Genomic DNA, 26,712 nt, shown 5'->3' with positions numbered 1-26,712 from the left:
TGCCGGAGACATAGGTTCACTTCGACTACGAACGGCGAGGGCGGGGGCGTTGACTCGATGGCGAAGCCGGTACGTGCAGCGCTGGGCGAAATCTGGCTCAACTGCCAGGTCTGCCGAGGAGACCTGTTCCGAGAGCGGAACGTCCTGCTCAACAGCACCGGCATGGAGTTCATGAAGCTGGCATGGGCCGACGAGAACGCCACCGGCTTGATCTGCTGGCGATGCGGCTACATTCACCTCTTCGTCAACAAGGAAATCAAGCTCTACCGAGCGGACAAGTAACGGAGAGCCAGGGCGCCTCTGCCCAGCCCCCAACGGCGCGACCAAGAGAACGCCCGCCCCACCGCTGCTCTCGCCGCAGGGGCCCTTCCGGAGGCCCTGCTGGATCACCGGCCTTCATGTCCTCAGCGTGCGCCCGCCCAACGGTGTCCGCATCTCATCCCCACGAGCACGGAGGTCACAGGCTCGCGGCCGAAGACGGTGTCTGCTCGGACGGCCGGCTTCCAGCGTTGACCCGCGTATGGCCCGAAAACCCTGACCATCCCCGGGACCCACGCGTAACAAAATGAGGCAAGTCATCCTCTTTCGATTCCACCCGAAGATCGTCCCGGAACACAAAGAGACCCCTCCGTTCTGCGTTTCCGCAGTTCGGAGGGGGTCTACCTACATGTGGCGGCGCCAGGGTTCGAACCTGGGTAGGCTGAGCCGGCAGATTTGCAGTGGGCTGCGCTGTAGGGCCCTGACCTGCTTCTTTCTCCCAGATTACGGCTTCTGGTCCGCAGCTGGTCCGGATCTTGGCTGTCAGCGCCTCAGTGACGCCGTTCGAGACCGGCACACCGCTCCGGGGGCCGGCGCGCTGCCCTGACGCCGGATACGGCATGACGGGAAACGCACTGCCGCCCGGGGCGGATCGGGTACAGGCTGCTGTACGCGGCCGCAGTCAAGGGCGATTGATCCATCCCTGGTCCGCGCAATGCGAGACAGTCCCTCGCGCCGTTGGCTGAGTTACAACCTTCTTACTGGTTCCTTCAAGGGCCACGCACGGCACGGGCGCGCGCCGCCCATGCGGCGTGCTGACGAGCTGCGGGCGTGAAGTGGAAGACTCCTCTGCGGCTGGGACGGTCAGGACGGCCTCATCGACCCTTTTTACGCCCGGGCTTTGGCGTGAAATGTGAGACATACTCACTCACCTCCTCGCCCAGCGATATCGTCCGATGACTGCGGAAGATCCGTTTACTGGCCCCCTTATTTCCAGCCACTCGATTCAGAATCGCGGAAGCGAGCAACAGCGCACCGCTCTGCGCCATAACGCTAACCATGTATCTATCCGGCTCATATTTCGCCTCATGCTTGATCGAATTATAAGTTTCCCAGAATGCAGTGTCCCATTTTTCAGGATCCTTAACCCATTCACCGAACGACGAGCCGACTCTTTCTGCCAGAGCTAAGGGAATGTGTTTATTCTTCGCCCAAGTGGTCTTGCGACGATGAGATGCGACCCAATACTCCATTCCGGCGGCCACTTCCATGAGTTGCACCTCGGGTGATACTGCACCAAGCCGGTAGCGACTCACGAAAGGGCGCACTGCACGAGGGTGTGCTTGATAGATTTTCACCCACCGCTTTATTCCTTCAATTCCACCAATATCGCCAAGCGAAAATAGAGGAATCTCCGTCATCGACTTGGGCACCTTGGCCCCAACTGGAACCGTCATGAACCGTCCATCCCAGAGCGTCGGCGAAGTGGGAGGGTCCGGCTCAGCAACTAGGTATGCGCGGCCACCGTCAGCAGCAACGAAGCCTTCGAAAGCCAGACAGACCAGATCTTGTATGCGATGCAAAGGCGACATCAAATCTCGGTAGCTCTTTGGCCGCGTCGACCTTATGGCAAGACTTACAGGCGCATAAACGCTCTTATTGTCGGCGGGCCCCGAAACTTGCCAGTGCCAGGACAATTCAAAGGTGGTTGAGGCGCTGAGGCCCACCTGCTGCGGGGCACCGCTCTTTACTGCAATGCTCACCGATTGCATGCGCTGCGATGCATTGCTCTGTCGCTGTTCTTCGATAGTTCGAACCCCAGCCCAGTCCTGAATCCCGGGCATGAAAGTGCTCGTGTATGAGAAACGAGGATCTCTGGCCTCATCGTCTACACCCAGGATCGCGCCGTGAGCAGAGAAAGAGTGAGTGGACGCTTTACCTCCACCCCACCTCATATTCGATGCTCTCCTGAAGACATCGACAACAAGCACGCCCCCTGCTGGAGTGCTGGCGAAGATTGCCTTAGGGACGCCGGGAGTAGAGGCGCTCGCGAAGCTGTCGTAGGGTGACTCTTCGAGGGTCTGTATCTCTACTTGTCCTTGTGGATTGAGCTTCAGATACCCACTTTCTGAGCGACGACGGAAGGAGATCCTCTTTGAATTTGAGGCCCAGAAATAACCGACACTGCCACCCGAGATATCGCTGATCTCCACGCTTACCCTCCTGTTAACTGGCCATTGTTGCAGCACCCGGCCTGATCCGCAGGTCTTACAAGCAGACTCCCCAGCCCTCCCTGTTCTTACATGCGTCGGAGCGCAACCGCCGACTGCTCGGTCCCTTGGATGGTCTCCGATAACGCACGAGCGCCCTCTCCCGTACCGTCCTAGAGGCGTGGAAGGGTGCGCAACTATGACTAACGTCGACAGCTGCCGACAGTTCAGCAGCAGGTCAGGGCCCGAGATGAGATTTTGAGAAGCGCTGTTGCTCGGCGGTCGTGAACTGATCCAACAACTGCCGGTATGCGGCAGCCTTGGCTGCCGCATCACGACGCCAATCTGGCTCGTTCTCGGTTCGTCCCACACGTGCAGCACACCATCGAAGCATGCTGTCTGCCGCCGCCGTCAGTGCGTGACCAACGGCCCTGGCACTCTTCGCCGAGGCTGAGGGCATACGGAGACGGAGCGCGACCTCACGCAAGGCGCACTCGTCCTGGATTTCTCGCAGTTCCCGGACAAGCTGGTCGCGGGGGCCGATGCCGTAGACGCCAAGTTGTGCTTCCTGGTCTGGCTCCAGCCCCCCGAAGGCCAACACCTGCCCCAGCTTGAAGAGGGCTCGGTTGCAGGCATCCACGAACAGGGCACACGCATCAATCTCCGCCTGCCACAGCGCCTCCGCCCGCTGACCAGATAGCTGCAGTTGTACTCCTTCGACAGTGCCGCGCGCCTGAGCTCTGCCACTGACGTACCCCCCGATCGCGCCTAGGACAGCACCAACCAGGCCGGCCCACGCATCCCCATCCATGGCGAGGCATTGTGCCAGTGAGCGAGGAGGCGGGGCCGAACTTGATGCTTCTTGAGGCAGATGGTTCTGCCCGCCGCGAGATCGGACCCCAGCCGGAGGTTTGGAACCAATCTGAATGTGCTCCAGCTGAGCGAATTTGAAACACACAGCTAGCAAGTGGAGTCGACACAGCGCATCGTTAGTTCGTGCAGTTGAAGCACGTGAGAGAGTAGGCTGTGGTGTCAAATCCTGATCGCAGACTCCGCATTCTTGAAGTGGTTGGAGGTGTGGTCATCGTTTTCTTCACGGCCGCCTCTTTTGCATTTTCATTGATCGCAAAATCCGACGCCGATGCGGCACAACGTAAAGCGGAACAAGTACAGGAGGAAATCAACCCGCGAAAGGTGACCTGGTATTTGTTCCAACAGAAGGGTGACAGGAATTTCTCGTCCTTGAGAGTGGAAAACCATAGCATCTTGGCTATGTATAACACGCTAATCAAAGTCGAGGATAAAGACCAGAAAGGTCGACGACGACTCACGGGGTATTACAAGATTGGGGTTCTATTTCCCTGCACCAAGGTCACGGTAGATTTTGGAGTAAAGGTCAACGACAGGCCGTTTGGCGATCACACTCTTACGTTCCGAGACGATGACGTCTGGTGGAGCCTCGGGCAGAATCGCGTTCTGAACCGGATCCCTGATGCTCGCGAGGAGTATGCAGCCTTGTCCAACAACCACGACTCCGTAGGCCAGCTAGGACTCGACTACGAGTACAGCGACACCACCGCCTGTTCGTGAGGCGCACCGCGGAAGCAGCACCACCCCGTCGGCGAACTCAACGACCAGCAGGCGGATCAAACACCTGGCACCTTTCGCGGCCGATCGGTCAGCCCGGATCCAAATGACCACCGGGTGAGCAGGGGACGAGACGGCGCGCCAGGCCTGTGCCACTCCCTCCGGGGAAGCACAGGCAGCAGCGGAGACGAAAATCAGAGGCCACTCACGGTCCGCTGCGGCGCCCTCTCAGTTCTCACGCAATCAGCCCCGGAGCACCCAAGATGATGGCCCCTCGACTGCGGGACCAACCAGCGGTGCCCGCTTTGCCTGTTGAAGCCGGGCGCGCGATCACGGAATGTAGTCAAGGCGTTCAGTCGAGACCCAGGCGGCAGCCGATCGCCCATGAATGCAGGTGAACGCCCCTGTACGCGGAGCCCCGCCAGGCATCAACACAGTTGGAAAGCGTGTTGGCCTGCCGGATCTCGGCACGCTTGAGGAGGTTGGGATGTGGGGCATCGATGAAAGCTACTGATCGGGCAGGCTCGGAAGTAGCAGCCGATCTGCAACTGGGCTCTCTCGCGCGATCCATAGCGCGGACGGCATGCTGTTCGTGCGTCACCACATCGAGCTCGCACGATCACGACGGGGTGAGGTTCCATGACAGTCACAGCGACCGGCGGCAGGGTCTGCGCCCGATGCGGCGCACGGTTAAGCCGCGCAAACCATGGCACGGTCTGCGGGCCATGTGAGCGGGCGGTGCGGGACACGCCCCCGACGGCCGCCGCGCCAGCACCTGAGTCGGTGCCATGGCTGTACGAGGCTGGCCAGCACCAGGCGCCGCCGGACGGGTCGAACCTGAACAAGGCGCTGCGGGCTTACCGCGCCACGCACAACCTGAAGCAGCAGGACCTCGCCGGCCTGCTCGGCTACGACCAGTCGTACGTGTCGCTGCTCGAACGTGGGAAGCGGTCGATCCGGGACGTGGATGAGCTGCGCCGCATAGCCGGAGTCCTGGGCCTGCCCGAGGATGAGTTGGGGCTATTGCCCGCGGCGATGTCCGACCGCGGCGAGTACGCGGTGCGCCTGGCCGGAGACGCCGGGAAGCCGCAGGACGCCGTAGAGGATCAACGGCGGTGGCGGCTGGTGCGTCGTGAACTGAACCGGCAACGCAGTGAGTTGACCGCCGCTGCGGCAGCGCTGTACCCGCAGTTCGAGCGGGCCGGAAACAGCCCGGTGCTGACGCGGCCGGGATGGATGGCGCTGGCGCCCTTCGACCTCGCTGCAGTGGACCTCTCGTGGCTCAACCAGGTGCCGCCGCCGACCGTGGTCGGGTCGGAGTCGGAAGCCGAGGCCATACGGCCGCTGTCCGCGCGCGGAGGCCGGTACGACCGCTACTCGCACGCCATCCGTGCCGTGGACAAGCCGTCGCTCTTCGAGAACCGGCCCAGCTTCCGTCTAATGGGCACCGAGTGGGCCGGCGACGCCGCACGCATGGCCTTCGGCTACACCACGTACTTCGACATGGTCGACGTATGCGAAGGCGTGTCCCATGAGCTGGCCGGCGCCTGGCTCGCCGCCCGCGGCGACCCGGCCTGGCTGCAGGCGCCGCATTGGGACGATCTGCCCTTCCGCTCACTCGTTGGCGACCCGTTCGACCTGGCCCGCCGCCCGCTGCTGCCGTCCATCGACACGCTGACCATCCGACGCGGCAGCGAGGGCGCATCGTTCGTCCTGCATCACCGGTCGGCGGCCAACGTCGCGGTGGCAGGCGGGACTTACCACATCATGCCCGCGGGCGTGTTCCAGCCGTCGTCGGTCATGCCCTGGGACCAGGCCAACGACTTCGACCTCTGGCGCAACATGCTGCGGGAGTACGCGGAGGAGTTCCTCGGCATGCCCGAGGCCGACGGCAGCAGCGGCGAGCCGATCGACTACGACGGCACCGAGCCCTTCAAGTCGCTCAACGACGCGCGTCGGACGGGCAAGCTGCAGGCCTACGCCCTCGGGATCGGCCTGGACCCGCTGACGCTGGCGGGCGAGATCCTCGCCGTCGTCGTGATCGACGCAGACGTCTACGACCGCGTCTTCGACACCATGGTCAGCCAGAACACCGAAGGCTCTGTCGTCTCCAGCAGCGCCACCGACGGAGCCGCGGGCATTCCGTTCACCGAGGCCAACGTGAGGCGGCTGCTGGATTCCGAGCCACTGGCCCCGGCCGCCGCCGCATGCCTTGACTTGGCGTGGCAGCATCGGAAGCTCTTGCTCGCCGGCTGAGGAGGAACCTTGCGTGTACTGGTGACGGGTGCGTACGGCTTCGTAGGCAACGCCGTTGTACGGCGGCTCGCTGAGGCCGGCCATGACGTGATCGCGATGACTCACCGCGAGGCCGGGGCCCCACTTCCGCCTGCCCCGGTCGCCGACACCGTGCATGCCGACCTGCTCCACCCGGAGCAGCTGCGCGAGGCCGTCCGCGGTGTCGACGCCATGTGCCACCTGGCCGCGCTCACCCGGGTCCGCGAGTCCTTCGAACGGCCCGACGACTACGCAGCCACCAACCACGGTGGCACAGAAGCTCTGTTGGACGCCTGCGAAGCCGAATTCGTCCGCACGGGCTTCCGGCCGATCCGGATCGTCCAGGCGTCGACCGCGGCCGTCTACGGCGTGCCCGAGCAACAGCCCATCGATGAGCAGGCTCCGCCCCGGCCGACCTCGCCGTACGGCACAACCAAGCTCGCCGCCGATGAAGCGCTGATCCGCCGTACCAGCACCGGATCGGTAGGGGCGGTGATCCTGCGCGCGTTCAACATCTCCGGCGCCGTCGCCGGCGTAGGCGACCCGGACCAGACGCGGATCATTCCGAAGGCGCTCTCGGTCGCGGCCGGGCAGGCCCCGCACGTCGACATCAACGGCGACGGCTCCGCGGTACGAGACTTCGTCCACGTCGACGACCTGGCCCGCGCGTACGTACTGGCCCTGCAGGCGTGCGAGCCCGGAACTCACGCCGTGTACAACGTCGGCGCCACCGGGGCGAGCGTCAGCGACATCGTCGCCGCGACCGAGCGAGTCACCGGCCGCACGGTCTCGGTCGTCCACAACCCGCCGAAGCCGGAACCTCCAACGCTGCTGGCCGACACCGCGCTGGTCCGGCGGGAACTCGACTGGAAGCCTGAACGGTCGTCGCTGGACGAGATCATCGCTGACGCCTGGACTGCCGTAACGGCAGCCGGGAGCTGAGGTTGCCGAGCAGAGGCCGCGCCAGACCACAAGCGATCTTGCGTGCGGACATGACTGCCTAGGCGACGGGTGTAGGCATGACGCCCAGGACCAGGTTGTCCATGGCCGCGGGCAGACGCCCAAAGCTCGCAACCCAGGTCTCCACTACGTAGAGCTCTGCCTGCTCATCGATCCCGAGGAAGAAGCGGCCCTGATCAAGCTCCCCTACGGGAAAGAGAGCGCGCCCGATCTCTTCGCCCCACTCCGCGAACCGGTCCTCTTCGCTGTTCCAGACCAGCAGAGGATCAAGGTGGAAGGCCTCGCGAGCGCATGTGATCCCCGAGCCGTGAGCACCAACTTGCAGTCCACCGAACTCCCTCAGGAAGTCGTCTGCGGCGTCGTGCATCGCCAGCCCGGTCTCTTCGAAGCGAGTCCGCCAGCCGCTGGTGTCAGAGCGGCGACCGGGAAACCATCCTGCTGCGCGGGGAGTCTCCTCCGTCTCAGGAGCAAGCCCACTCACGATCGCCATCCCCGCCCTTCACGGTCGTGTTTTCAGCGGCCGTCGACCGAGCCGCCCCGCAGCGACTCCGGCAACTGCTCGCTCGCCGAACGCCAGGCGGCCACCGCATTGCTCGCCCTGGCCGGCTCCACCGGACGCCCTTCCGCGATCTCCTGGACCAGGTCCGCGAGGGCATGTGCGGCGTCGACCACCGGCGGGGCCCACGACGGGGGAGCCGTCACGGGCGGGTACTGGGCGAAGACGCCCTTGCCCTGGTGCCCGACGACCAGGCCCTCGGCCCGCAGCACGCTGATCCCGTTCTTCACCACGGTGCTGGACACGCCGAACTCGTTCATCAGCGCGGCAGCCGACGGCAGGGAAGCGCCGTTCGGGATCTCGCCGTTCTCGATGCGTCCCCGCAGGGACTCGGCAAGCTGCCGGTACGCCGGCTTGCCCCGAAACTCGGTCATGCACCACACCTTCGCCTAGGCCGTCGCACCTAGTGCATCACATTGCCGACGAACCCTGTCCCACCCAATCGAGGGAGACCCATTGCCAAGCTTGGTGCACTAGGTGCACCATGTTGAGAGCGGGTGGGAAACCCGTGAGACAGCGGCGATATGACAGACCGTCATTGGTCGCGCGTACAGAACAGATCCAACCTGGTGAGACAGAACGGCCCCGGCAGAAACGGGCTGAGACGTGTTGGAGCACCTCTCATACCCCTGCCGAGGCCGACGCATCGAATCCCTGCTCTGAGGAGTTCAACGATGCTCAACGAGAGTACTGCCGAGGTCGCGGTCGTATCCCGGCCGGATGAACCGGCTCCCAGCTCCCCGTCGCACGTGTTGCACCAGCTCGCGGACTTCCTGGACGGCGTTCCCGAGCTTCCGGAGCTCTACATCACGATCTCCGACAACCGGCATGTCGGATTGCAGCTTCCGTCGTACGAGCCGGCCGTGCCGGGGGTCCGGTTCCCGGCCGTCGCCCGCCTGGCTCATGCCATGGGCGCCGACACGCACCTGATCCCGTGGGGGTGCGGCAGTTGGTGCTTCGAGGCCTCCGGCACCGTCGGTGACCTGCGGGTGAACGTCTATGCGCCCATCACCGACGTCGACGCCGCGCCCGCCTCCTCGGCCGAGCCGGAGCGCGTGTGATGGCCGCGGCACCGTTCTACGACCCGCGCCCCGTGTGCCGTAAGGCGAGCTGCCCGCGCTGCCGCCGCACCGTGTACGTCTCCCGCTGCCACGCGGCACGCGAGGAGTGCGGATCGTGCGGCTTCGAGTGGACACCGGCCGCACGCGTCGAGCGGGCGGAGGTGCGCTGATGGCCTGCACACCGTTGCGCGCTCTGCGCGGCAGCAGGCACCCGCACCTGCAGATGCTGCCGTCCTCGCCGGCTGACCGGCTCAACCTGGACATCCCCGTCTTGGACGGCGCGGCCTGCGTCGGCGAGGACCCGGAACTCTTCTACTCCGACCACCCGACGCAGATCGGCCGCGCGAAGTCAGTGTGCGGCAGGTGCCCGGTCCGCGGGGCATGCCTGGCACGGGCACTGGCCGACAACGAGGCGTTCGGCGTCTTCGGCGGGCTCACCTCGCGAGAGCGGCGCGCCCTGCGCCGCCAGCCGGCGGGGAAGGGGGCAGCGGCATGAGCGAGCTGAACCTTCCGGTGCCGCTGCAGCCCGGACAGCCCTACCTGCTCACGGACGCGGCGGGACGCACGTACGTGTCGTCGGCCCCGCCGGCCCCGGCACCCATCGCCCTCCCCGGCCAGGTGCACAACGGCCTGGCCCCGGCGTGCAGTTGCGCACACGCGCTCACCCCGGCCGCCCCGTTCCGCAGGTCCGCCAAGTCGCCCGGCACCATGCTCGCCGTGGGCGTGCTCGGCTTCCTGGTCGTCGGCGTGGTCCTGGTCGCGCTGCTGCTCTCGGTCGCTGTGGTCGCCGCGGCCGTGGCCACCGTCGCGCTGTCCCTCGCGGTGTGCGCCGTGGTGGCGCGCTCGCTGGCCAGCGACAACGGCCGTGCATGGAGCGGCCGTTACCGGCGCTGACCCCGCGCCCCCTCCAACTCCCCTTCCTTCTCCGGCTGTCGGACGTACCCGGCCTGGCCCGGTGCTGCCCGCATACGCCCGACAGCCCTGATTCTGGAGGTTCCACGTCTCATGTCCACCCGGACTCCCTCACGTTCCGCACGCCGCACGGAGCCGACACTCGACTCCCTGACCCGCGGCAACTCTCAGCTCCGACGGCAGCTCGCCGCACTCCGGCACGACCACGCCGAGCTCCTGGTCGCCGCCCGCGCTGCGGTGGTCGCGCACTACGACGGCCAGGCGCTGCCGCTGACGGTGCTGATCGACACCCTCGACCAGCTGGACGCCCTGCCGGAGTACGCCCCGCAGCTCACCGACACCGCGCTCGCCGCCGTTGCCCCCGGCACGGACAGCGGCACCGGCATCGCCACCGGCACGGCCGCCCTGGTCGGGAGGCGGATCGCATGAGCACGCGCCGCCCCCGCTGCCCCGGCTGCGGCTGGCACCCCGCCCACCGCAACCTGCGCGCCGCCCACCGCGCGGCTCGCACCCACATCTGCTACCCGGCCCGCCTGAAGGGAACTTCCCGATGACCGACATCACGACCCGCGCGGAAACCCGGCTGCGCCGACTCCTGGCCCTCGCCGCCCAGTCTCGCGAAGCCATCGAGCTGGAGTGGGAGCGGGAGCGGCGCGAGCGAATCGAGGCTCAGGCGCGGATGGCCGTGCGACTGGCCGACGACCAGACGCAGGACGCCTTCCCCGACACCCTCGCCCGCGTCGTGCAGGCCGGCGAGTGGGCCGGTTACCCCGCGCTCTACGTCGACGGCATCGACCACGAGTGGGCCATCGCCCCGAGCGCGGTCACGTACCTCGAAGAGGGCACCTGGCTGCACCACACCCTGACCTCCACGCCCGGCGAACTCCCCGTCCCGCAGTGGACGTTGATCGTCCCGTGCGTGTGCGGCGACTATCGCGAGCTGAACGTGTGCGACGACTACCTGCTCGCCCGCGAGCTGCAGCACGTCGACGAGAACCGCGACGTCTGCCTGGGTGACTGCACGCCCAGCGACCTCGCCCCCTCCGCGGACCGGCTCCGGCAGCTCGCGCACGGCCAGGACGAGGTGGCCTGATGACCACCCCGCCCCCGTTGCCGGAGTCCGTCACGTTCCCGGACGTCCCGCTCATCCGCCGCCGTGCCTACCTCGCTGTCTGCGCGGGCACCCCGGGCGTCCTCGGCTGCCGCTGGTACGTCTGGCACGCGAACGGCGCCTACGCCGGCTACTGCACCGACCCCGTCCTGATCGACCTGACGATCGGCGTGTTCGAGCGACGCACCGGCCGCCAGTAGCCGCCCTGCCGCCCGCAGCCGCCCGCCCCGCGCGGTCGACCTCGCCGTCCCGCGCCGGGCGGGCCACCACCTCCGCCGACTTCCCTTCCCCCCACTCCCGTTGAAGGAGTACCGAAGTGTCCGCCCCTCTCCTGCTCGCAGCCCCCGCCGCAGCCCCCGCGGTGACCGTCTCGGTCCTGCTCCTGCTGCTCCTGATCGCCGGGATGCTCTGCCACTTCACCGACCACCGCTGGTCGACCCTGTTCCTGGGCGTCGTGATCGGCCTCTACCTGACCGGCGACTTCGCCGACGGCCTCAAGGACGCCGTCTCCCAGACAGTCATCTCTCTCGCCTCCGGCCTCAGCAACGGCCTCGGGTGAGCCGATGACCACCCGTGGTACGACCAAACGCCGCACGCCGGCCAAGACCACGGCCTCCGTCCAGCCCTCGCCTCAGCAACTGATCGATGAGGCAGAGCACCGCGCGAAGGACCTGGTCGCGGAGGCCGAAGAGCAGGCGGCTGCCCTGCTCGCTGCCACGCGGCAGGACGCCGACCAGGTCCTCACAAACGCAACTACTCAAGCCTCCGCGACGCAAAGAGACGCTGCCGCCGAACTCGCCCTGCTTCAGGGTGAGTTGAAGGAGACAGCAGAGCGCCGGGACCTGGCAGCACGCGAGCTGCAGAGCACCGCGCAGCGCACTGAAGCGATGCGGGAGGAAGTCGAGGACTTCGTCACCCGGCGCCGCGCTTTCGTCGACCAGCTGCACCGCGAGGCCATCGAGACGGCGGCGCGCATCCGGTCGACCGCAGACCAGGACGCGCAGGCCCTGCGGGAGACCGCACACACGGGGGCTCGGACGGTCCGCGACCAGGCCGACGCGGAGGCCACCCGCATCCGCGAAGCCGCCGACCGCATCGCGAATGAGGCGCGCCAGCTGCGCGAGCAGGTCGGAGCGGAAGCGGGTCGCGTCGTCGCGGAAGCGCGGCGGCAGGCCAAGCTGATCCGCTACGACGCCGACGTCCTTCACCACCGCGCGGAGCGTGATTTCGAAGCCGCCCGTCAGGCACAGCAAGTCCAGCGCGGCCGGTATCGCGCCCGTCTCGCGGCCTGGGCGTGGACGAAGGCGCCGTGGGCGGCGCTGTGCGCGGCTGTCGGCCTGACCGCCTCCGGCGAGTACGAACTCGCGCACATGGTCGGCTGGCCCGGCGCGGTGGCCGCGCTGCTGCCCGTCACGATCGACGTGTGGGCGGTCACCGCCTTCCACCGCAGCCGCGACGTCAAGGCGGCGCTCGCCGTGATGATCGGCACCAACGCGGTCTACCACCTCGCTGAGCGCGGCATGTTCGGCGTCGACCACGGTGGGCGCCCGGCCTGGTGGCTGATCATCCTGACCGCGTCTATCGCCCCGATCGTCGTCTGGCGCGTCCACCAACTCATCGGCAATGGACCCGAATCCACGCCAGGCGCCCACGTCGCGCAACGCCCTACCGGCGACACCGAGGACGGCCCTACCGGCCACACGGCGGAAGGCCCTACTCGCCTGCACGCGGTACCCCCTTCCGGAAGCCCTACCACGCTGCCCCCGGCAGCCCCTTCAGGTAGCCCTACGCCACGCAAGACCGGAAGCCCCGCCCGGCGCACCGCGCAGCGCACCGAAGCGAAGTCCACCGGCAGGGCAACCGACGAAGAACTGATCGCAGCCGCGCAGAAGCGTGCCGCCGACGGCAGCGAACCATCGGCCACCTGGCTCATGAACACCTACGGGGTTGGCGCCGCCCGCGCGGGCCGCATCCGCGATGCCGCCAAGGCAGCCACCGCAGGCGGTGAGAGCTGATGGGGCTGGCGTACGCGAAGTGCTACGACCCGAACGGCACCGTGCACGGGATACCCACCTTCCCCTGGCGCATGGCCCCCGACGGCCTCGCCACCCGCCGCCAACTGCGCGCCCAGGGCCTGCGACCCGGCGGGCAGCGCGTGGCCGCGCAGGTCCTGCGCTACACCCACCGCGGCCACGCCCGCGTCGCCTACCTCTACCAGGTCGCCGCCGCCAAGCCCGTACGACCCATGACGTCGCGCAAGTGGGGCGCGCTCGCGCTGGCGATGCTCGCCCGCCGCACCTGCCCGCAGTGCCTGCTGGATGTCGGCTACTGCATTCCGCCCTCGCTCGGCACCTGCGTCCTGTGCGCCTACCCAGATGCCAACACCCCTGACACAGACAAGGAGTTCACCCCGTGACCGACCTGACGGCTCCGGCCCTCGCCCTGCCCCTGCTCGGCTGGGCCACCCACAGCCTGTGGATGGCGCGGCGACTGCGCGTCGCCCGCACCGACCCGCTCACCGGCCTGCCCACCCGCGACGCCTTCACCAGCCGCGCCCTGCGCGCCACGACCCGGCCCGGCATCAGCGTCCTGCTGCTGGACCTCAACCACTTCAAGCACGTCAACGACAGCCACGGCCACGCCGCCGGGGACACCCTGCTCGCCGCAGTCGGCCAGCGCCTGCAGCAGTGGTGCACCGAGCTCGGTGGGTTCGCCGGCCGCCTGGGCGGCGACGAGTTCGCCGCCGTCGCCGACCTGGGCGACTCCAGCACGAACGCAACCGCGCACGACCTGGTCCACCTGCTGCAGCAGTCCGTCGACATCAACGATTCGACCGCCCTCGTGCCGCAGGTCTCCATCGGCATCTGCCGCCCCGACGACCGCCCCGGCCTCCCCCTCGCTGCCCGGCTGCGCGCCGCGGACGAGGCCATGTACGCGGCCAAGTCCCTCGGCACGCGCTGGCGCTACGCCGCCCCGCAGTCGACCCACGCCACCGTCGCCGGCCGCCGGGCCGGACGCCACGGCACCCACGCCTCCCTCCCCACCCGCTGAAAGGGAACCCGTCCGATGCCCAAGCGATCCCGCGCCGCGAAGATCCCCTACGGCAGCACCCGCACCGTCCACATGCCGCGCACCCGCCGCCGCGACGCCCAGCCCATCGTCCTGATCGTCCCCGAGCGCCCCACTCTCACCCAGCGCGCTCTGCGCGCCCTTGGCGGCTGGCTGTGGGACACGCGCCGCGCCTGGTCCCCCAGCGGCGTAGCCCTCGCCGCCTTAGTCGCCGCAGCCCTCATGCACGCCCTGTTCTGGTGGACCGCCTTCGTCCTGGCCCCTGCCGCGCTGCTCCCGTTCGGCTGGCTGGCCTGGGCCGGCGTCCGCCGCCCGGCCGACGACCGCACCGTCCGCCGCTGGCGCCACACGCTCGCGGTGCTCGCCAGCGCCGCTACCGCTTGGGCCGCGCTCGCCGTGTGCTTCGGCCCGCTGGCCGGCCCGCTCGAACTGATCTGGTTCGCCCTCGCCGTCACCGCCCAGGTCCTGTGGCTGCGCACCCGCCGCACCACCGCCGCCACCGTCCCGATTGAGGAGATCCACTGATGACGACGCCCCCCAACGGCAACACCTGGAAGAACGACTTCGCCAATTTCCGAGGCGCCACCGGCGAACCCCGCTCCGGCCCCGACGCCGCGAACGGCGGCAAGGGCAGCACCGGCAGCGGTACCGGCAACGGCCGCACCACCAACCGGACCCGGACCACCAACCGCACGTACAACTTCCACACCGGTGGCTCCCGGCAGGGGGCAGGCCCGGGCGGCGGCTTCTTCTCCCGGGGAGCCGGCGGCGGCAACAGGCCCGGGCACAGCCCGCTCGCCGACCCGGAGTTCTTCAACAGCACCGACGTCCGCAACTACTGCGAGCAGGCCCGTTCGGTCTTCCTGCAGCTCTCCTTCGAACTCGCCGGCGCGGCAGAAGTGTTGACCGGCGCGCTCAAGGAAGTGCCCGACCCGAAGGGCGGCCGGATGGCCTCGCGGGCCCGCGCCCGCCGGGTGTCCCGCCGCCTGAAGAAGGTCGCCGACGACGCCCGCGACGCCGCGAAGAACGCCGCGGCCACCTACGCCGCGTTCCAGCGGGAGTTCGAGCCCGAACTCGCCCCGTACAACGTGCGCCGCGCCGCCATGGGCCGCCGCCGCTTCGACTTCAACCTCTGACCCCCACCCCTCCCTATCCCTCCAACCCCCTCTGATCCGCGTACGACCAGGAGGACCAGGCCGTGTCCCAACCCACCCCCGAGCAGCTCTTCGAGGAGCAGTTGCGCGTCGCCCAGGGCGGCGGCGGTGTCATCGAGTACCTGCTGCACCGCGTCAAGCCGCACCTGCCGCCGTGGCTGGCCGGGGTCGGGGCCGGCCTGGTCTCCTGGCCTGCTCACCTCTACTGGGCCGACAACGCGGCCGCCACCGCCGGCCTCACCCTCGCCTCGGTCGCGCTCACCGGCGTGACCTGGGCGGCGGGCAAGTCCACTACCGCCCAGCGCCGCCTGCACTCCGCGATCACCGTGGCCGCGGGTACCGGCTGGTTCACCGCGGCCGCCATCGCCGGACCGGACGCCGGACCGCTCGCCGGCCTGTACTTCATCGGTGCCCCCGGCCTGGCGTTGTCGTGGAACATCCGGCAGATCCTGCGCCGCAACCCCGACGCCACCGGCGGCGCCGACGGCGGCATCTGGGAAAAGGTCGGCCTGGCCAAGACGCTGACCACCAGCACCGAAGCCGCCCCGAACAAGGCCACCGTCAACTACCAGCTGCCGCGCGGCGAACTCACTAACGACGACGTCTCCAAGGCGCTGCCCAAGCTCGCCTCCGCGCTCGACGTGCCGCCCAACGCGGTCCGCCACCAGGCCGACCCTGACTCCGCGTCCCGGGGTGCGATCACGATCGTCCCGCGCGACCTGCTCAAGAACACGCTCCCCTGCCCCGGCCCGTCCCACCCGGGCGGCTCCATCGCCCACCCGATCCACGTCGGCATCTACGAGGACGGCACCGTCGCCGTCCTGTACTTCCCCGGCGACGAGGAAGCCGCCCGCAACGCCATGCACCTGCTCGTCATGGGGATGACCGGCTCCGGCAAGTCCGAGGGCGCCCTCACCGCGCTCGCGGAGGTGCTCACCCGCCGGGACGTCATCGTGTGGGCCTCTGATCCGGCCAAGGCCGAACAGACCCTCGGTCCGCTGCTGCCCGCGCTGGACTGGGCCGCGCTCGACATGGCGTCGACGAAGGCGATGATCGCGGCCCTGCAGGCGGCCATTCCGGCGCGCACGGCATGGCTCGCCAAGTACGGCTACAAGCAGTGGGAGCCCGCCTGCGCGGAGGTTCAGGCCGACGGCTCGCCCGGCATGCCCTACCTGGTCGCCTGGTTCGAGGAAGCGGCGAAGACGATCCGCGAGACCGACGACGACGTCTTCACCGGCATCGGCCAGGAAGCCCGCTCGGCAGGCATCAGCATCGTCGTCTCCATGCAGCGCGCCTCCGGCAACCAGGTCTCCACCGACACCCGCGCCTCCCTCGGATCGTCCTGGACGCACGGCGTGCGCAGCGAGGGCGACGCCCGCTTCGCCCTCGATGACGAGGTCCTCGACATGGGCGCCATGCCGCACGTGTGGAAGGACAAGAAGCCCGGCTACAGCTACCTGGTCGCCAACGGCATCCCCGAGACGTTCTGGGCCACCCCGCTGCGCGACTACCTATCCGGCCGCGAGTACCTCGACTGGGTCGTCCTCACCTTCGCCGACACCCGCGCCACCGCCGACCCCGTCACCGCCAATGCCGCGGCCAAGGCCGCCGGCCGCCGCTACACCCAGCGCACCCGCCACCCGCTGCCCGGCGACACCAACCCCCAGCCCGAGGAGGCCACCATGCCCGACCCCGCACGCGCACTCGCCGCCGCCGGCTTCACCGACGACCAGGACCAGGACGACACCGCGTACGGCCAGGAGGACACGTACGACGACTACGACGGCGAGGACTTCGACGACATCGACCCGGACCAGGAACTCCCGCACCCGACCACCCTCGTGCAGTTCGCCGAACGTCCTCCCTCCCAGCCGAAGATCCAGCTCTCGCCGAAGCAGGCCCGCCAGGCGATGGAGGAACTCCTCGACGAGTTCGAGGGAGAGGGCCGCACCATCGTCCGCCCGCTCGACTTCATGGAGCACTGCGACCGCCACGGCCGCTCCCGCTCCTGGGTCTCCAGTCAGGTCGCCGCCTTCGTCCTGGCCGGCCGCCTCGCCGAAACCGACGAGACCGGCGAGTACCGCATCGTCCGCGAAGACGAAGCGGCCTGACGGCCCTGACGCGTCTGACGGCCCTGACGCCAATGAGCCCCAAACGCACCGGTCATACGTGCGCGCGACCCCCGTCAGACGCGTCCGACACCCCACTCTGACGCGTCCGACACCCCACTCTGACGCGTCTGACACCCCCGGCCTGACACCCCTGACATCCCGCCCGAAGGACCCGCCCATGACCCCCACCACCCACGCCGAAGCCTTGAGTCACGCCCTGGTGGCCGCCGCCCGCGGCCTCGCGGTCATCCCGCTGTCCCGCACGAAACTGCCTGCGGTCCGCTCCCCGCACCGCGGCGAGCGCCGCCCGGCCCGCTGCCGCGGCGAGTGCGGCCGCATCGGACACGGCGTCCATGACGCCACCACCGACCCGGACGCCGTACGCGCCCTCTTCACCGCCGCCCCGTGGGCTGTCGGCTACGGCATTGCCTGCGGCCACGCCCCACATCACCTCATCGGCATCGACCTGGACGTCAAGAACGACATTGACGGCATCGCCGCCTTCGAACGCCTCGCCAAGGCCCACGACTTCGCCATCCCCGCCACGATCACCATCGCCACCCCGAGCGGGGGACAGCACCTGTGGCTGCGCGGCCCCGCCGACACCACGATCCCCAACTCGGCCGGCCGCCTCGCACCGGGCATCGACGTACGCGGCTCCGGCGGCTACCTCGTAGGCCCCGGCTCCATCACCATCCGAGGCCGGTACGCCCTCGCGCCCGGCACCGAAGACCACGCCCCGGAGCCCGCGCCGCCCGCGCTGCTGCAGCTGCTTGCCCCACCCGCCTCGGCACGTCCCGCGCCCGTCGCACTGCCTGTCTCCGGCCACCAGGCCCTCGCCCTGGTGCAGTTCGTCCTGGACGCCCCGGACGGCCAGCGCAACGACCGCCTGTACTGGGCCTCCTGCCGCGCCCACGAAACCACCGACGCCCCGCAGCTGCCCGCCGCCCTCATCGACGCGGCCCTGCACCGCGGCCTGCCCGAAACCGAGGCCCGGGCCACCGTCGCCTCCGCCGCCCGCCGCATCGAGCGAGCCGCCCCGTGACTCAGCACGCCAACGGCACCACCCCACAGACCCCCTCCACCGACATGGCCAGAAAGATCCTGGAAACCAACGGCGTCGACCCCGACAAGAAGGGCCCCTCGCAGGCCTCCCAACTCGTGGCCCTGGCCCGCGAACGTTACGACCTGTTCATGTCCGACGACGGCCGCCCCTACGGCGTCAAGGTCGACGGCCCCAACCTCGCCCTCCCCCTCCGCGGCAAAGCCGGCCTGCGCTCCCAACTCGCCCGCATCTACACCGACGTCAACGGCGGCACCGTGCCCTCGCAGTCCGCTCTCGCCGACGCGATGACCGTCCTGGAGGGACTGGCAGCGAACGCCGACCCGCGCACGCCACGCCTGCGTGTCGCCCGCCACAAGGATCAGATCCTCATCGACCTCGGCACGTCCGACGGCCGCTGCGTGAGCGTCGGCCCTGGCGGCTGGCTCCTACGCCCCGACTCCCCGATCGTCTTCCGTCGCTCCGGTGCCATGAAGCCCCTGCCCGCCCCCGTCCGAGACGGCGACGGCCTGGCCCAACTGCGCGCCCTGCTCAACACCACCGACGACGGCTTCCACCTCCTGGTCGCGTGGCTGCTGGCCACGTTCATCCCCGACCTGCCCCACCCGATCCTCACCTTCCGCGGCGAGCAGGGCACCGGCAAGTCCAAGGGCGCGGCCATGGTCATCGGCATCATCGACCCGTCGGGAGCCCCGAAGCGGACCGCGCCCCGCGACCTGAAGTCCTGGTCGGTGCAGGCCTTCAACTCCTGGGCGATCTGCCTGGACAACGTCTCGCTCATCCCGGACTGGCTGTCCGACGCTCTGTGTCGCGCGGTCACCGGCGACGGCGTCGTCGACCGCGCCCTGTTCACCGACGACGACGTCGTGGTCCTGGAGTTCCGCCGGGTGCTGGCGATGACCACGATCGACGCCGGAGCCCTCGCGGGCGATCTCGCCGAACGCCTGCTCACGATCGAGCTACAGCTCATCCCCGACCACAAGCGCCGCGAGGAAGCCGAGCTCGATCGCGCCTACGCCGACGCCCACCCGGCCATCCTCGCCTCGCTCTTCGACCTGCTCGCGAAGGTCCTCGCCGTTCTGCCGCAGGTGGAGCTGACCGAGCGCCCGCGCATGGCCGACTTCGCCCGCGTCCTGGCCGCAGTCGACCAAGTCACCGGCTGGACGACCCAGGACTCCTATAAGGCCACCGCCGCCGACGCCGTGGCCGACGTCCTGGACGGCGAGCCCTTCGCGCAGGCCGTCGTCGACCTGGTCCGGTCCGCTGGCCCCGATGGCCTGACCGTCACCGCTGCCCAGCTCCTGGAGAGCGTCGCCGCCCCCGAGAAGCTGCCGAAGAAGTGGCCCAAGGACCCCACCCGCGCCGCCGGCCAACTCAAGCGTCTCGCCCCAGCCCTGCGCACGATCGGCATCGACGTCGACGACTCCACACGCCAGCCCGACGGCAACCGCTCCCGCCTCTACCGCCTCACGGCATCAGAGAAGCACCGCATTTCAGCACCCGGAGCACCCGCAGCACCCGAACCCGCCCCTGACCAGCAGCAATCTCCGGGCGCTGACTCCGCCCCCAGCACCCGCACAAGCACCCACAGCACCCGCAACCCCGCGCCGCCGGGTGCTGCGGACGCTGCACCGGGCGCTGGCCCGCTCACAGCACCCGGCGCCCACACCCCCACTGACCAGGCCGAACACCCACCACCGGGTGCTCCGGGCGCTCCGGGCGCTGGATTGCAGCTCTTCTCTGATGCCACACCCCACTGCCAGGCCTGCAGCGACCCCCTCGACCCCGCCCTCGCCGCAGCCGGCCAGACCACCCACCCCGGCTGCGACCCCACACCCACCACCGGGAGCTGACCCATGCGCATCCGCCTTCACGGCACCGAACCCGAAGTCCGCACCACCGCCGACCACCTCGCCCACGTCCTGGAAGTCCTGGACGAAAGCCGCCCATACGCAGACCGCCCACCAAGCCGCCTCGTACGCCTCTACCTCGCCGTCACCCCACCCACCACCGGCACCAAAGCCAACTCCGAGACAACCAAGGGGGCTTGATCACCTTGCGACGCGAACCCCACCTGAAGCTCGCCGACGTCCTGGACGAACTCGGCATGTCCCGAGCCGCCTTCTACCGCATGCGCGCCCGTGGCAACGCCCCCAAGTGCCTGAAGCTCCCCAACGGGCAACTCCGCTTTCGCCGCAGCGACTTCGAATCCTGGCTGGAGAACTGCGAGGAGACCAAGCACTGATGTCCTTCAGCTACAAAGTCCATTTCTGGGCCATCCGCCAGCGCACTGGACGTCGCAAGCCGTACGAGGTCCGCTGGCAGGTCAACTCCCGCGAAAAATCCGAATCCTTCACCACAAAGGGACTTGCCGAAAGCCGCCGCTCGGAGCTGATGCAGGCAGCCCGCAGAGGCGAGCCTTTCGACGAAGAGACAGGCCTCCCCGCCTCCGAACTCCGAGCGAAGCTGCACAAGGTCACCTGGTACCAACACACCCACGACTTCATCGAGAAGCGCTGGGAAGGCACCGCCGCCAAGTCGCGCAGGAACTTCGCGGATGCACTCGCGACCATTACCCCTGCCCTGGTGAAGACAGAGGTCGGACGCCCAGACTCACGCATACTCCGCCGCGCGCTCTACAGCTGGGCGTACAACAAATCGGCGTGGGAGGAAGAACCGGGACCAGAGTGGCGCAAGGCACTCGACTGGCTGGAGCGACATTCCGTCCAGATCGCTGACCTCGAAGACGCGCAGGTTCTCCGCAAGGCCTTGGACGCCCTGGGCAAGAAGCTGGACGGCAAACCGGCCGCCGCGAGGACCGCGCTACGCAAGCGCGCCTGCCTCAGTGACGTACTCGGCCTGGCAGCAGAGTCGAAGTACTTCACGACAGCCGTGAACCCTCTGCAGTCGGTGCCATGGACCGCACCGCGGACTGCCGAGGCGGTCGACCCCGAGGCCGTCGCCAACCCTCGTCAGATGCATCGGCTACTCACAGCCGTAGGCAGCCAGGGCCGACGCGGCGAGCATCTTGAAGCCTTCTTCGGCTGCCTCTACTACGCGGGCATGCGCCCCGCCGAGGCCATACACCTGCAGAAATCCCACTGCCAACTCCCAAAGAAAGGCTGGGGAACGCTGATACTCCGCGGCGGCACCGTCCATGCCGGCCGCACTTGGACGGATGACGGCACGGCCCACGAGAAACGGAGCCTGAAATGGCGAGCTCCGGAGGACTCACGCACAGTACCCATCCCCCCAATCCTGGTCCGCATGCTCAGCACGCACGTCAAAAACTTCGGGACGACCACGGACGGTCGGCTGTTCTCCACAAACCGCGGCGGACTCATACAGGAGAGCAGCTACGGCGAGGTCTGGGCGAAGGCCCGTGAAACCGCCCTGACTCCCGAGGAAGCCACCTCGCCTCTCGCCCGCAGGCCATATGACTGCCGCCACGCCGGCATCTCGTTCTGGCTCAGTTCCGGCGTCGACCCAGCAGAAGTCGCCCGCCGCGCCGGCCACAGCCTCGCAGTGCTCTTCCGGGTATACGCCAAGGTCCTCGCCCAGTCCCAGGAACGAGCGAACCGCCGAATCGACGCCGCCCTCGAAGAATGGGGCGAGGCCAGCGAGCAATAGAGCTCGGGATGCAACTCACGCCGCAGCACAACTCTCAGTACCAGATCAAGGCGGCTCGCTCCGCACCCCGGGTCGCGGCCGGGCCCCCGGACGGAGCCCGTGCCGCGCACAGAGCAATCAGCAGTCTGTCCACAGAACGCCCGCCGCGCCGGAAGCCTAGGAGGCCACGATCTCTCACGCTAAGGCAGCTCAGGCCAAAGCCGTTCCACTGACCTAGCAACAAGCCTGCGGCCGGATGGCAGCTCGTATCTGCCTATTACTGCGCGCTCCCTTCAGTTTGGCGCTAAGTTGTGCCCTTACAGGCGGGGTCGTGCGCGGCTCTGCAGACCATTGCAGGTCGATGGGGGACTTAATGAACTATGGACTTGACGCCAAAAAGGCTGCCGATATTTGCCAGACAGAAATGTATGGAGACTGGTACCGCGATCCTTGGGGGTGGCCAGAACTGACCTGGGTGATCAATAAGCCCCAAGATTTTCCGTGGCAGGAGATCGTGCATCGAGATGGCAGTATCACATTGCGTCGCGAGCCGCGATTCGAACCCACCGTTGTCCCGAAGAGTCGGCTAGGCGTCCGCCCGGCCGTCGTAATGTCGCTAGACATGCGAATTGCATATGCGGCGGCAATCGCCCAGGTAACCTCAAAGTTGCACGCCAATCTTCCTGACTGGGTTTACGGCTGGAGATTGCGCTCCGAAAAAAGGCTTTCAAATAATGGCGACGAATGGAAAAGCTATTCTTCTTTCTTCCATAACTCCTCACTAATGGAGGGGCATGCGCTACAGACGGACATCACATCATTCTTCGCTTCTATTGACGTTAACAAGGCAGTTGATATCGTCTATTCTGATGCAGGCGATTCTGCTGGAGCACGCCTAATTGAAAAGGTCGTCCGATCCCACGATGAACTCGCATCCAGAAGCGGACTTCCTCAGCGAAGTTGGCCATCCGCCATCTTGGCGAACCGCTACATGGCTCCCCTCGATAATCTCATCTCGCAGAGGCTATCCACCGGGCAACTGACAGGAGCAGTCCGCTGGATGGACGATATCTACGTAACCGGAGAGGAATCGACCCTATATAAGTTCTTTCTTGACTTCCAGTCCCGTGTCCGAGAGCTCGGCCTCGAAGCCAACGCTTCCAAGAGTCACTTGGGGCGCCTCAAGGAAATCCGTCACGATGTACTTCTCGAAGGGCTCCAAGAAGTACCGATTCCCGTAAAAAAGAGAATCGAAATACTGGAGAATGGATCGGATGTTGTCGAAGCTGCCGTTGAGGAGATGGATATTGAGTGGCTGAGGAGACTAGAGGACGCGGCCCTAAACAAGCCCTTCAGCCAATCCCCGGCCACGATCAAGGTCATCCTTAAGACCCTCAGGAAGCATAAGGAATACGGGAAGTTCGACCGATGGCTGGAGTCTGCGGAAAAACTTTCCCATGTCGCAGACGCGTTGGGGAGGTACTTCCGGGATGCCATTAGAGATGACCGACGCAAAATGGGAACCTACTGCGACTGGTACAGCGGATATCGAGCAACCGAATGGGCTGCCATTCACTGGTCATCGGCCCAGTTCGCTTTGGCCCTTCCGAGCACAAACCGGCTTCCGGCATACAAAGACGTGATGTCGGAATGGCTTGAAAAGGGCTCCGATCTCCATCAAGTTTCAGTAGCTGCCCAGCGCTTGGCTCAGATTGATCCAACTGCCACTAAAGACATTATTCGGCGACGCCTGGATGATGAAGCCCGACCTATTTTTCAGCGAGTGTATTGTCTCGCTCTATTGAATGCACGAGATGAGCGGTCACTGATCTTGCGGACCATCAAGCAAGATGCCAGTAATGTAGTTACTCGCGAATGGCTGGAAGTCAACAATTACGCGCCTCCCAAAGTTGCGGCTGACTACGACTGGGTCACCTCTGAATAGGCTTCTTACTGCCGTTTAACAGGGCACTGCGGCTGGTGCTGCTACGGACCGGCCGTCATCGTCTGACGCTGGCCGACGCCAAAAGCCAGTGGCATGACTGAGGCCACGGGAGGGGGTACAGCGAGGCACACGCGTACCTGGTCGGCCAGCGCACCCGCCGTCGTTGCTGACTGTCGTCGGCTAAGGTTCGTGCCGCGCCAGATGCAACGGTCAGCCACCGTCGTCCAGCAGCCGCACCAACCGATCCCAGTCCATCGTCACGACCGTGTCATAGCGGCAGGCACCGCAGGGATCTAACGATGCGGCAGGATGCTGCCGTGCACTAGATACCGACCGTTGACACCAAGCTCAACATCTGGTCGATCGCCGCGGTGTTCGTCGCCTACGTCACCCTCCGCGGCCAGACGCCCGTAGTTCGCATCGAGGCGGCCGCTGTCCCCGATGTAGTACTCACCAGCTACAGATCCGGCTAAGATCCTGCTCGTTTCCCTGATCAAGGACAGACAGCCCGTGCCGCCTGCCATACGTTGCTACGTTGCCCCTCTCGCGGGCGCTTTGCTGCTCGTCGGCTGCGGCAGCCGACCGACGCTTACTCCGGAATCAGTGCGCGACTCAGTCGGCTCGGACAGTTCAGTCATTACGAAGGTTCGCCTAAAGGGGTCAGTTGCCTTGATCAGCACCAGCCTCCGGCCGGATGAGGCCAGCGGTGCAAAGGGCTTGAAGATGTGTCAAGCCATCCACGAGAGCGGAGACAAGCCCACGGTTTTCGTGTACGGCGAGGCGCAGCCTTACGTACCCATACTTCTTGCTCGTACCTCCAAGGAAGGTGACACCCCAGGTGACTGCGAGTTGGGACGCATGGTGGGGGATCCTGCCGTAACTGGCTGACGGGCAGCGACCTCATACGTGGATGGTGTCCCGATGGGCCCCGTCTCAAATGCCGTCTCATTCGGCCACGTTCACGGTCGTCCAGGCGAAGCCCGTAGCCCTGCCCACGCTGACGGAGAGCCGCGCATGAACACAGGTGAACGACCCTGCGCACACCCCGATGCCCCATCAACAGAGTTGGAAAGCATGTTGGCGGGACAGGAGCTCCGCGAGCGCTGGGCCCTGGTGATGTCAGATTCCGATGAGAGTCCGTCCGGCATGAGGACATCCGCTGTCTCCGACTGTGGGGAGGACGAGCGCACCATCATTCGCTCTTCCTCCATGTCTTGCATCCCTGGGTCGTGAACGCCTTGTCGCTGGCTGCAATCGTGACGGTTGTTTGTCCTTTGGTGGCTTGGCTCGTGATCACTGCGTTTGCTTCGCCGGAGGTGCTGCTCAGGCGCTCCCAGAAACAGTCGGGGGAATCGCCACCCTCTGGACCGTCGGTGTGGTATGTCCCTGGCTTGATGTCCTGGCCAACGATGAACGTGCCGTCGCCCGCGAACTCCCCTGAGTGAATCTTCTGAGCAGGGCTTGAATGGCTGGCGGCCGGCGCCTGAGGGGCCGTTTCTGTTGTCGTGACTGTGGCTGTCGCCGACGGCTGCCCTGTTCCATCCGTGGAGTTGCCGGCAACGGCGTAGCCGATCAGCCCTCCCGCCACCAGGCCGACGATGGCAGTGGCTGCGTGTATGAGAGCGCTCGCCTTCGGCATCCACCGACGCCGCCCCCGAGGCTCCCGAGGATCCGAAGGCTGAGGCTGCAGCGGGCCCCCTGGCGGGCCCGTGGGGTCCTTCATGTTCTCAGCGTGCGCCCGCGGCCCGCGGCCAGCACGTTGAGCGCGACCCGCTCAAAACGGCGGCCTACAGACCTGGGATCAGTCACAGAAGGCGAGCCAGGGTGCGACCACCTCGCGCCCGTCCGGCACCTGCGCAGTCATCTTGGCCCGCGTATGGCCCGGAAATCCTGATCAGCCCCGGGATCCGGGCGGTGCGGTGTGAGACAAGTCACCCACTTTCGATTCCACTCGAAAGATCGCCCCCAGACACGCAGAAACCCCCTCTGATCTACGATCTCGCAGATCAGAGGGGGTTTCTCTCAGCGTGGCGGCGCCAGGGTTCGAACCTGGGTAGGCTGAGCCGGCAGATTTACAGTCTGCTCCCTTTGGCCGCTCGGGCACACCGCCGGGGTTGCTGCCCTTCGAACCGCTTTGCGGCGGCGCTCTGTGGCAACGACGTAAACGATACCCGATGCCTGGGGGTGCTTCGCCACCCGATTGATCTGCGCTCGGAGTGGAGGGGGTGGCTAGGCTTATGCGGATGCGGCCCGGGACCGACGTCCGGCCCGAGGGCCGCCCCTACGCACCCCGATACAAGGAGCCACAGGACATGGCCGACTCCAGTTTCGACATCGTCTCGAAGGTCGAGCGGCAGGAGGTCGACAACGCCCTCAACCAGGCCGCCAAGGAGATCTCCCAGCGCTACGACTTCAAGAACGTCGGCGCTTCCATCTCCTGGTCCGGCGAGAAGATCCTCATGGAGGCGAACTCCGAGGAAAGGGTCAAGGCCATCCTCGATGTGTTCGAGACCAAGCTCGTCAAGCGCGGTATCTCGCTGAAGGCGCTGGACGCCGGGGAGCCGCAGCTCTCCGGCAAGGAGTACAAGATCTTCGCGACGATCGAGGAGGGCATCTCCCAGGACAACGCGAAGAAGGTGGCGAAGATCATCCGCGATGAGGGCCCGAAGGGCGTGAAGGCTCAGGTGCAGGGCGACGAGCTGCGCGTCAGCTCGAAGAGCCGCGACGACCTTCAGGCCGTGCAGGCACTCCTCAAGGGCAAGGACTTCGACTTCGCTCTGCAGTACGTGAACTACCGGTAGGACCGATGGCTGCCGGTGCCGGTACCGGCAG

General features: G+C 67.0%; 31 protein-coding genes and 1 tRNA gene. 26 read left to right on the top strand and 6 right to left on the bottom strand.

Going from position 1 to position 26,712, the window contains the following annotated elements:
* The first annotated feature begins 57 nt into the window (after positions 1-57).
* Entirely contained in the window at positions 58-282 is a 225-nt protein-coding gene (locus ABZS97_RS27655) for a hypothetical protein (RefSeq protein WP_356141691.1), read from the top strand.
* A gap of 851 nt (positions 283-1,133) precedes the next feature.
* On the opposite strand, the gene ABZS97_RS27650 is transcribed toward ABZS97_RS27655, so the two are convergent.
* Together ABZS97_RS27650 and ABZS97_RS27645 are read right to left on the bottom strand one after the other, a co-directional pair.
* Positions 1,134-2,471: a HEPN domain-containing protein gene (locus ABZS97_RS27650; RefSeq protein ID WP_356141689.1), complete on the bottom strand. Its 1,338-nt coding sequence runs from the start codon at positions 2,469-2,471 to the stop codon at positions 1,134-1,136.
* Between the two features lie 235 nt (positions 2,472-2,706).
* Positions 2,707-3,279: a hypothetical protein gene (locus ABZS97_RS27645; RefSeq protein WP_356141687.1), complete on the bottom strand. Its 573-nt coding sequence runs from the start codon at positions 3,277-3,279 to the stop codon at positions 2,707-2,709.
* A gap of 218 nt (positions 3,280-3,497) precedes the next feature.
* On the opposite strand from ABZS97_RS27645, the gene ABZS97_RS27640 reads away from it, so the two are divergent.
* The 3 genes from ABZS97_RS27640 to ABZS97_RS27630 all read left to right on the top strand — a co-directional run bounded on the left by ABZS97_RS27640 (position 3,498) and on the right by ABZS97_RS27630 (position 7,271).
* Complete coding sequence (locus tag ABZS97_RS27640; RefSeq protein ID WP_356141685.1) at positions 3,498-4,058, top strand: hypothetical protein; 561 nt, start codon at positions 3,498-3,500, stop codon at positions 4,056-4,058.
* A gap of 780 nt (positions 4,059-4,838) precedes the next feature.
* Positions 4,839-6,311, top strand: coding sequence for a helix-turn-helix transcriptional regulator (locus tag ABZS97_RS27635; RefSeq protein ID WP_356141682.1), 1,473 nt, complete (start codon positions 4,839-4,841; stop codon positions 6,309-6,311).
* A gap of 9 nt (positions 6,312-6,320) precedes the next feature.
* A complete protein-coding gene (locus ABZS97_RS27630; RefSeq protein ID WP_356141680.1) occupies positions 6,321-7,271 on the top strand; it encodes an NAD-dependent epimerase/dehydratase family protein in 951 nt (316 codons plus the stop codon).
* Positions 7,272-7,329: 58 nt separating this feature from the next.
* On the opposite strand, the gene ABZS97_RS27625 is transcribed toward ABZS97_RS27630, so the two are convergent.
* Positions 7,330-7,779 carry an SUKH-3 domain-containing protein gene (locus ABZS97_RS27625; protein WP_356141678.1) on the bottom strand — a complete coding sequence of 150 codons (450 nt, stop codon included), beginning with the start codon at positions 7,777-7,779 and terminating at the stop codon, positions 7,330-7,332.
* 23 nt (positions 7,780-7,802) lie between these two features.
* Positions 7,803-8,219, bottom strand: a complete 417-nt coding sequence (locus tag ABZS97_RS27620) for a winged helix-turn-helix domain-containing protein (protein WP_356141676.1) — start codon at positions 8,217-8,219, stop codon at positions 7,803-7,805.
* 300 nt (positions 8,220-8,519) lie between these two features.
* On the opposite strand from ABZS97_RS27620, the gene ABZS97_RS27615 reads away from it, so the two are divergent.
* The 21 genes from ABZS97_RS27615 to ABZS97_RS27515 all read left to right on the top strand — a co-directional run bounded on the left by ABZS97_RS27615 (position 8,520) and on the right by ABZS97_RS27515 (position 23,880).
* Positions 8,520-8,906 carry a hypothetical protein gene (locus ABZS97_RS27615; protein WP_356141673.1) on the top strand — a complete coding sequence of 129 codons (387 nt, stop codon included), beginning with the start codon at positions 8,520-8,522 and terminating at the stop codon, positions 8,904-8,906.
* Positions 8,906-9,076, top strand: a complete 171-nt coding sequence (locus tag ABZS97_RS27610; RefSeq protein WP_356141670.1) for a hypothetical protein — start codon at positions 8,906-8,908, stop codon at positions 9,074-9,076. Before ABZS97_RS27615 ends, ABZS97_RS27610 begins: the two co-directional genes overlap by 1 nt.
* The gene (locus ABZS97_RS27605; protein ID WP_356141668.1) at positions 9,076-9,402 is read left to right on the top strand and encodes a WhiB family transcriptional regulator; all 327 of its coding nucleotides are present in this window, start codon (positions 9,076-9,078) and stop codon (positions 9,400-9,402) included. Before ABZS97_RS27610 ends, ABZS97_RS27605 begins: the two co-directional genes overlap by 1 nt.
* Positions 9,399-9,800, top strand: a complete 402-nt coding sequence (locus tag ABZS97_RS27600; protein ID WP_356141666.1) for a hypothetical protein — start codon at positions 9,399-9,401, stop codon at positions 9,798-9,800. Before ABZS97_RS27605 ends, ABZS97_RS27600 begins: the two co-directional genes overlap by 4 nt.
* 111 nt (positions 9,801-9,911) lie before the next feature.
* Positions 9,912-10,247 carry a hypothetical protein gene (locus tag ABZS97_RS27595; protein WP_356141664.1) on the top strand — a complete coding sequence of 112 codons (336 nt, stop codon included), beginning with the start codon at positions 9,912-9,914 and terminating at the stop codon, positions 10,245-10,247.
* Positions 10,244-10,372: a hypothetical protein gene (locus ABZS97_RS27590; RefSeq protein WP_356141662.1), complete on the top strand. Its 129-nt coding sequence runs from the start codon at positions 10,244-10,246 to the stop codon at positions 10,370-10,372. Before ABZS97_RS27595 ends, ABZS97_RS27590 begins: the two co-directional genes overlap by 4 nt.
* Entirely contained in the window at positions 10,369-10,911 is a 543-nt protein-coding gene (locus ABZS97_RS27585) for a hypothetical protein (RefSeq protein ID WP_356141660.1), read from the top strand. Before ABZS97_RS27590 ends, ABZS97_RS27585 begins: the two co-directional genes overlap by 4 nt.
* Complete coding sequence (locus ABZS97_RS27580; protein WP_356141658.1) at positions 10,911-11,129, top strand: hypothetical protein; 219 nt, start codon at positions 10,911-10,913, stop codon at positions 11,127-11,129. Before ABZS97_RS27585 ends, ABZS97_RS27580 begins: the two co-directional genes overlap by 1 nt.
* Positions 11,130-11,245: 116 nt before the next feature.
* Positions 11,246-11,488 carry a hypothetical protein gene (locus tag ABZS97_RS27575; protein ID WP_356141656.1) on the top strand — a complete coding sequence of 81 codons (243 nt, stop codon included), beginning with the start codon at positions 11,246-11,248 and terminating at the stop codon, positions 11,486-11,488.
* 4 nt (positions 11,489-11,492) lie between these two features.
* On the top strand, positions 11,493-12,944 hold the full coding sequence (locus ABZS97_RS27570) for a hypothetical protein (protein WP_356141654.1): 1,452 nt from the start codon (positions 11,493-11,495) through the stop codon (positions 12,942-12,944).
* The gene (locus ABZS97_RS27565; RefSeq protein ID WP_356141652.1) at positions 12,944-13,345 is read left to right on the top strand and encodes an RRQRL motif-containing zinc-binding protein; all 402 of its coding nucleotides are present in this window, start codon (positions 12,944-12,946) and stop codon (positions 13,343-13,345) included. The genes ABZS97_RS27570 and ABZS97_RS27565 overlap by 1 nt, the downstream gene beginning before the upstream one ends.
* A complete protein-coding gene (locus ABZS97_RS27560) occupies positions 13,342-13,980 on the top strand; it encodes a GGDEF domain-containing protein (RefSeq protein ID WP_356141650.1) in 639 nt (212 codons plus the stop codon). The genes ABZS97_RS27565 and ABZS97_RS27560 overlap by 4 nt, the downstream gene beginning before the upstream one ends.
* 15 nt (positions 13,981-13,995) lie before the next feature.
* Positions 13,996-14,523 carry a hypothetical protein gene (locus ABZS97_RS27555; RefSeq protein WP_356141648.1) on the top strand — a complete coding sequence of 176 codons (528 nt, stop codon included), beginning with the start codon at positions 13,996-13,998 and terminating at the stop codon, positions 14,521-14,523.
* Positions 14,523-15,134: a plasmid transfer protein TraA gene (traA, locus tag ABZS97_RS27550; RefSeq protein ID WP_356141646.1), complete on the top strand. Its 612-nt coding sequence runs from the start codon at positions 14,523-14,525 to the stop codon at positions 15,132-15,134. Before ABZS97_RS27555 ends, traA begins: the two co-directional genes overlap by 1 nt.
* A 62-nt stretch (positions 15,135-15,196) precedes the next feature.
* Positions 15,197-17,263: a plasmid transfer protein TraB gene (traB, locus tag ABZS97_RS27545; RefSeq protein WP_356141644.1), complete on the top strand. Its 2,067-nt coding sequence runs from the start codon at positions 15,197-15,199 to the stop codon at positions 17,261-17,263.
* Positions 17,264-17,441: 178 nt separating this feature from the next.
* Positions 17,442-18,308: a bifunctional DNA primase/polymerase gene (locus ABZS97_RS27540; protein ID WP_356141642.1), complete on the top strand. Its 867-nt coding sequence runs from the start codon at positions 17,442-17,444 to the stop codon at positions 18,306-18,308.
* Positions 18,305-20,179 (top strand): ATP-binding protein, encoded by a 1,875-nt coding sequence (locus ABZS97_RS27535; RefSeq protein WP_356141640.1) that lies wholly within the window; start codon positions 18,305-18,307, stop codon positions 20,177-20,179. Before ABZS97_RS27540 ends, ABZS97_RS27535 begins: the two co-directional genes overlap by 4 nt.
* Positions 20,180-20,182: 3 nt before the next feature.
* Entirely contained in the window at positions 20,183-20,377 is a 195-nt protein-coding gene (locus tag ABZS97_RS27530) for a hypothetical protein (RefSeq protein WP_356141638.1), read from the top strand.
* A 5-nt stretch (positions 20,378-20,382) separates the two neighbouring features.
* Positions 20,383-20,571, top strand: a complete 189-nt coding sequence (locus ABZS97_RS27525; RefSeq protein WP_356141636.1) for a helix-turn-helix domain-containing protein — start codon at positions 20,383-20,385, stop codon at positions 20,569-20,571.
* A complete protein-coding gene (locus tag ABZS97_RS27520) occupies positions 20,571-21,956 on the top strand; it encodes a site-specific integrase (protein ID WP_356141634.1) in 1,386 nt (461 codons plus the stop codon). Before ABZS97_RS27525 ends, ABZS97_RS27520 begins: the two co-directional genes overlap by 1 nt.
* 352 nt (positions 21,957-22,308) lie before the next feature.
* Positions 22,309-23,880 carry an RNA-directed DNA polymerase gene (locus ABZS97_RS27515; RefSeq protein ID WP_356141632.1) on the top strand — a complete coding sequence of 524 codons (1,572 nt, stop codon included), beginning with the start codon at positions 22,309-22,311 and terminating at the stop codon, positions 23,878-23,880.
* Between the two features lie 1,192 nt (positions 23,881-25,072).
* On the opposite strand, the gene ABZS97_RS27510 is transcribed toward ABZS97_RS27515, so the two are convergent.
* Together ABZS97_RS27510 and ABZS97_RS27505 are read right to left on the bottom strand one after the other, a co-directional pair.
* On the bottom strand, positions 25,073-25,519 hold the full coding sequence (locus ABZS97_RS27510) for a hypothetical protein (RefSeq protein ID WP_356141630.1): 447 nt from the start codon (positions 25,517-25,519) through the stop codon (positions 25,073-25,075).
* Between the two features lie 389 nt (positions 25,520-25,908).
* Positions 25,909-25,990, bottom strand: a tRNA-Tyr gene (locus ABZS97_RS27505).
* A gap of 202 nt (positions 25,991-26,192) precedes the next feature.
* Between ABZS97_RS27505 and ABZS97_RS27500 the strand changes: the two genes are divergently transcribed.
* Positions 26,193-26,681, top strand: coding sequence for a YajQ family cyclic di-GMP-binding protein (locus ABZS97_RS27500; RefSeq protein WP_328495868.1), 489 nt, complete (start codon positions 26,193-26,195; stop codon positions 26,679-26,681).
* Positions 26,682-26,712 lie beyond the last annotated feature (31 nt).

Source organism: Streptomyces sp. NPDC005485, assembly GCF_040606085.1.
Lineage (GTDB): Bacteria > Actinomycetota > Actinomycetes > Streptomycetales > Streptomycetaceae > Streptomyces.
Note: the sequence above shows the minus strand (reverse complement) of the source record. Positions and strands in the feature narration are given on the sequence as shown.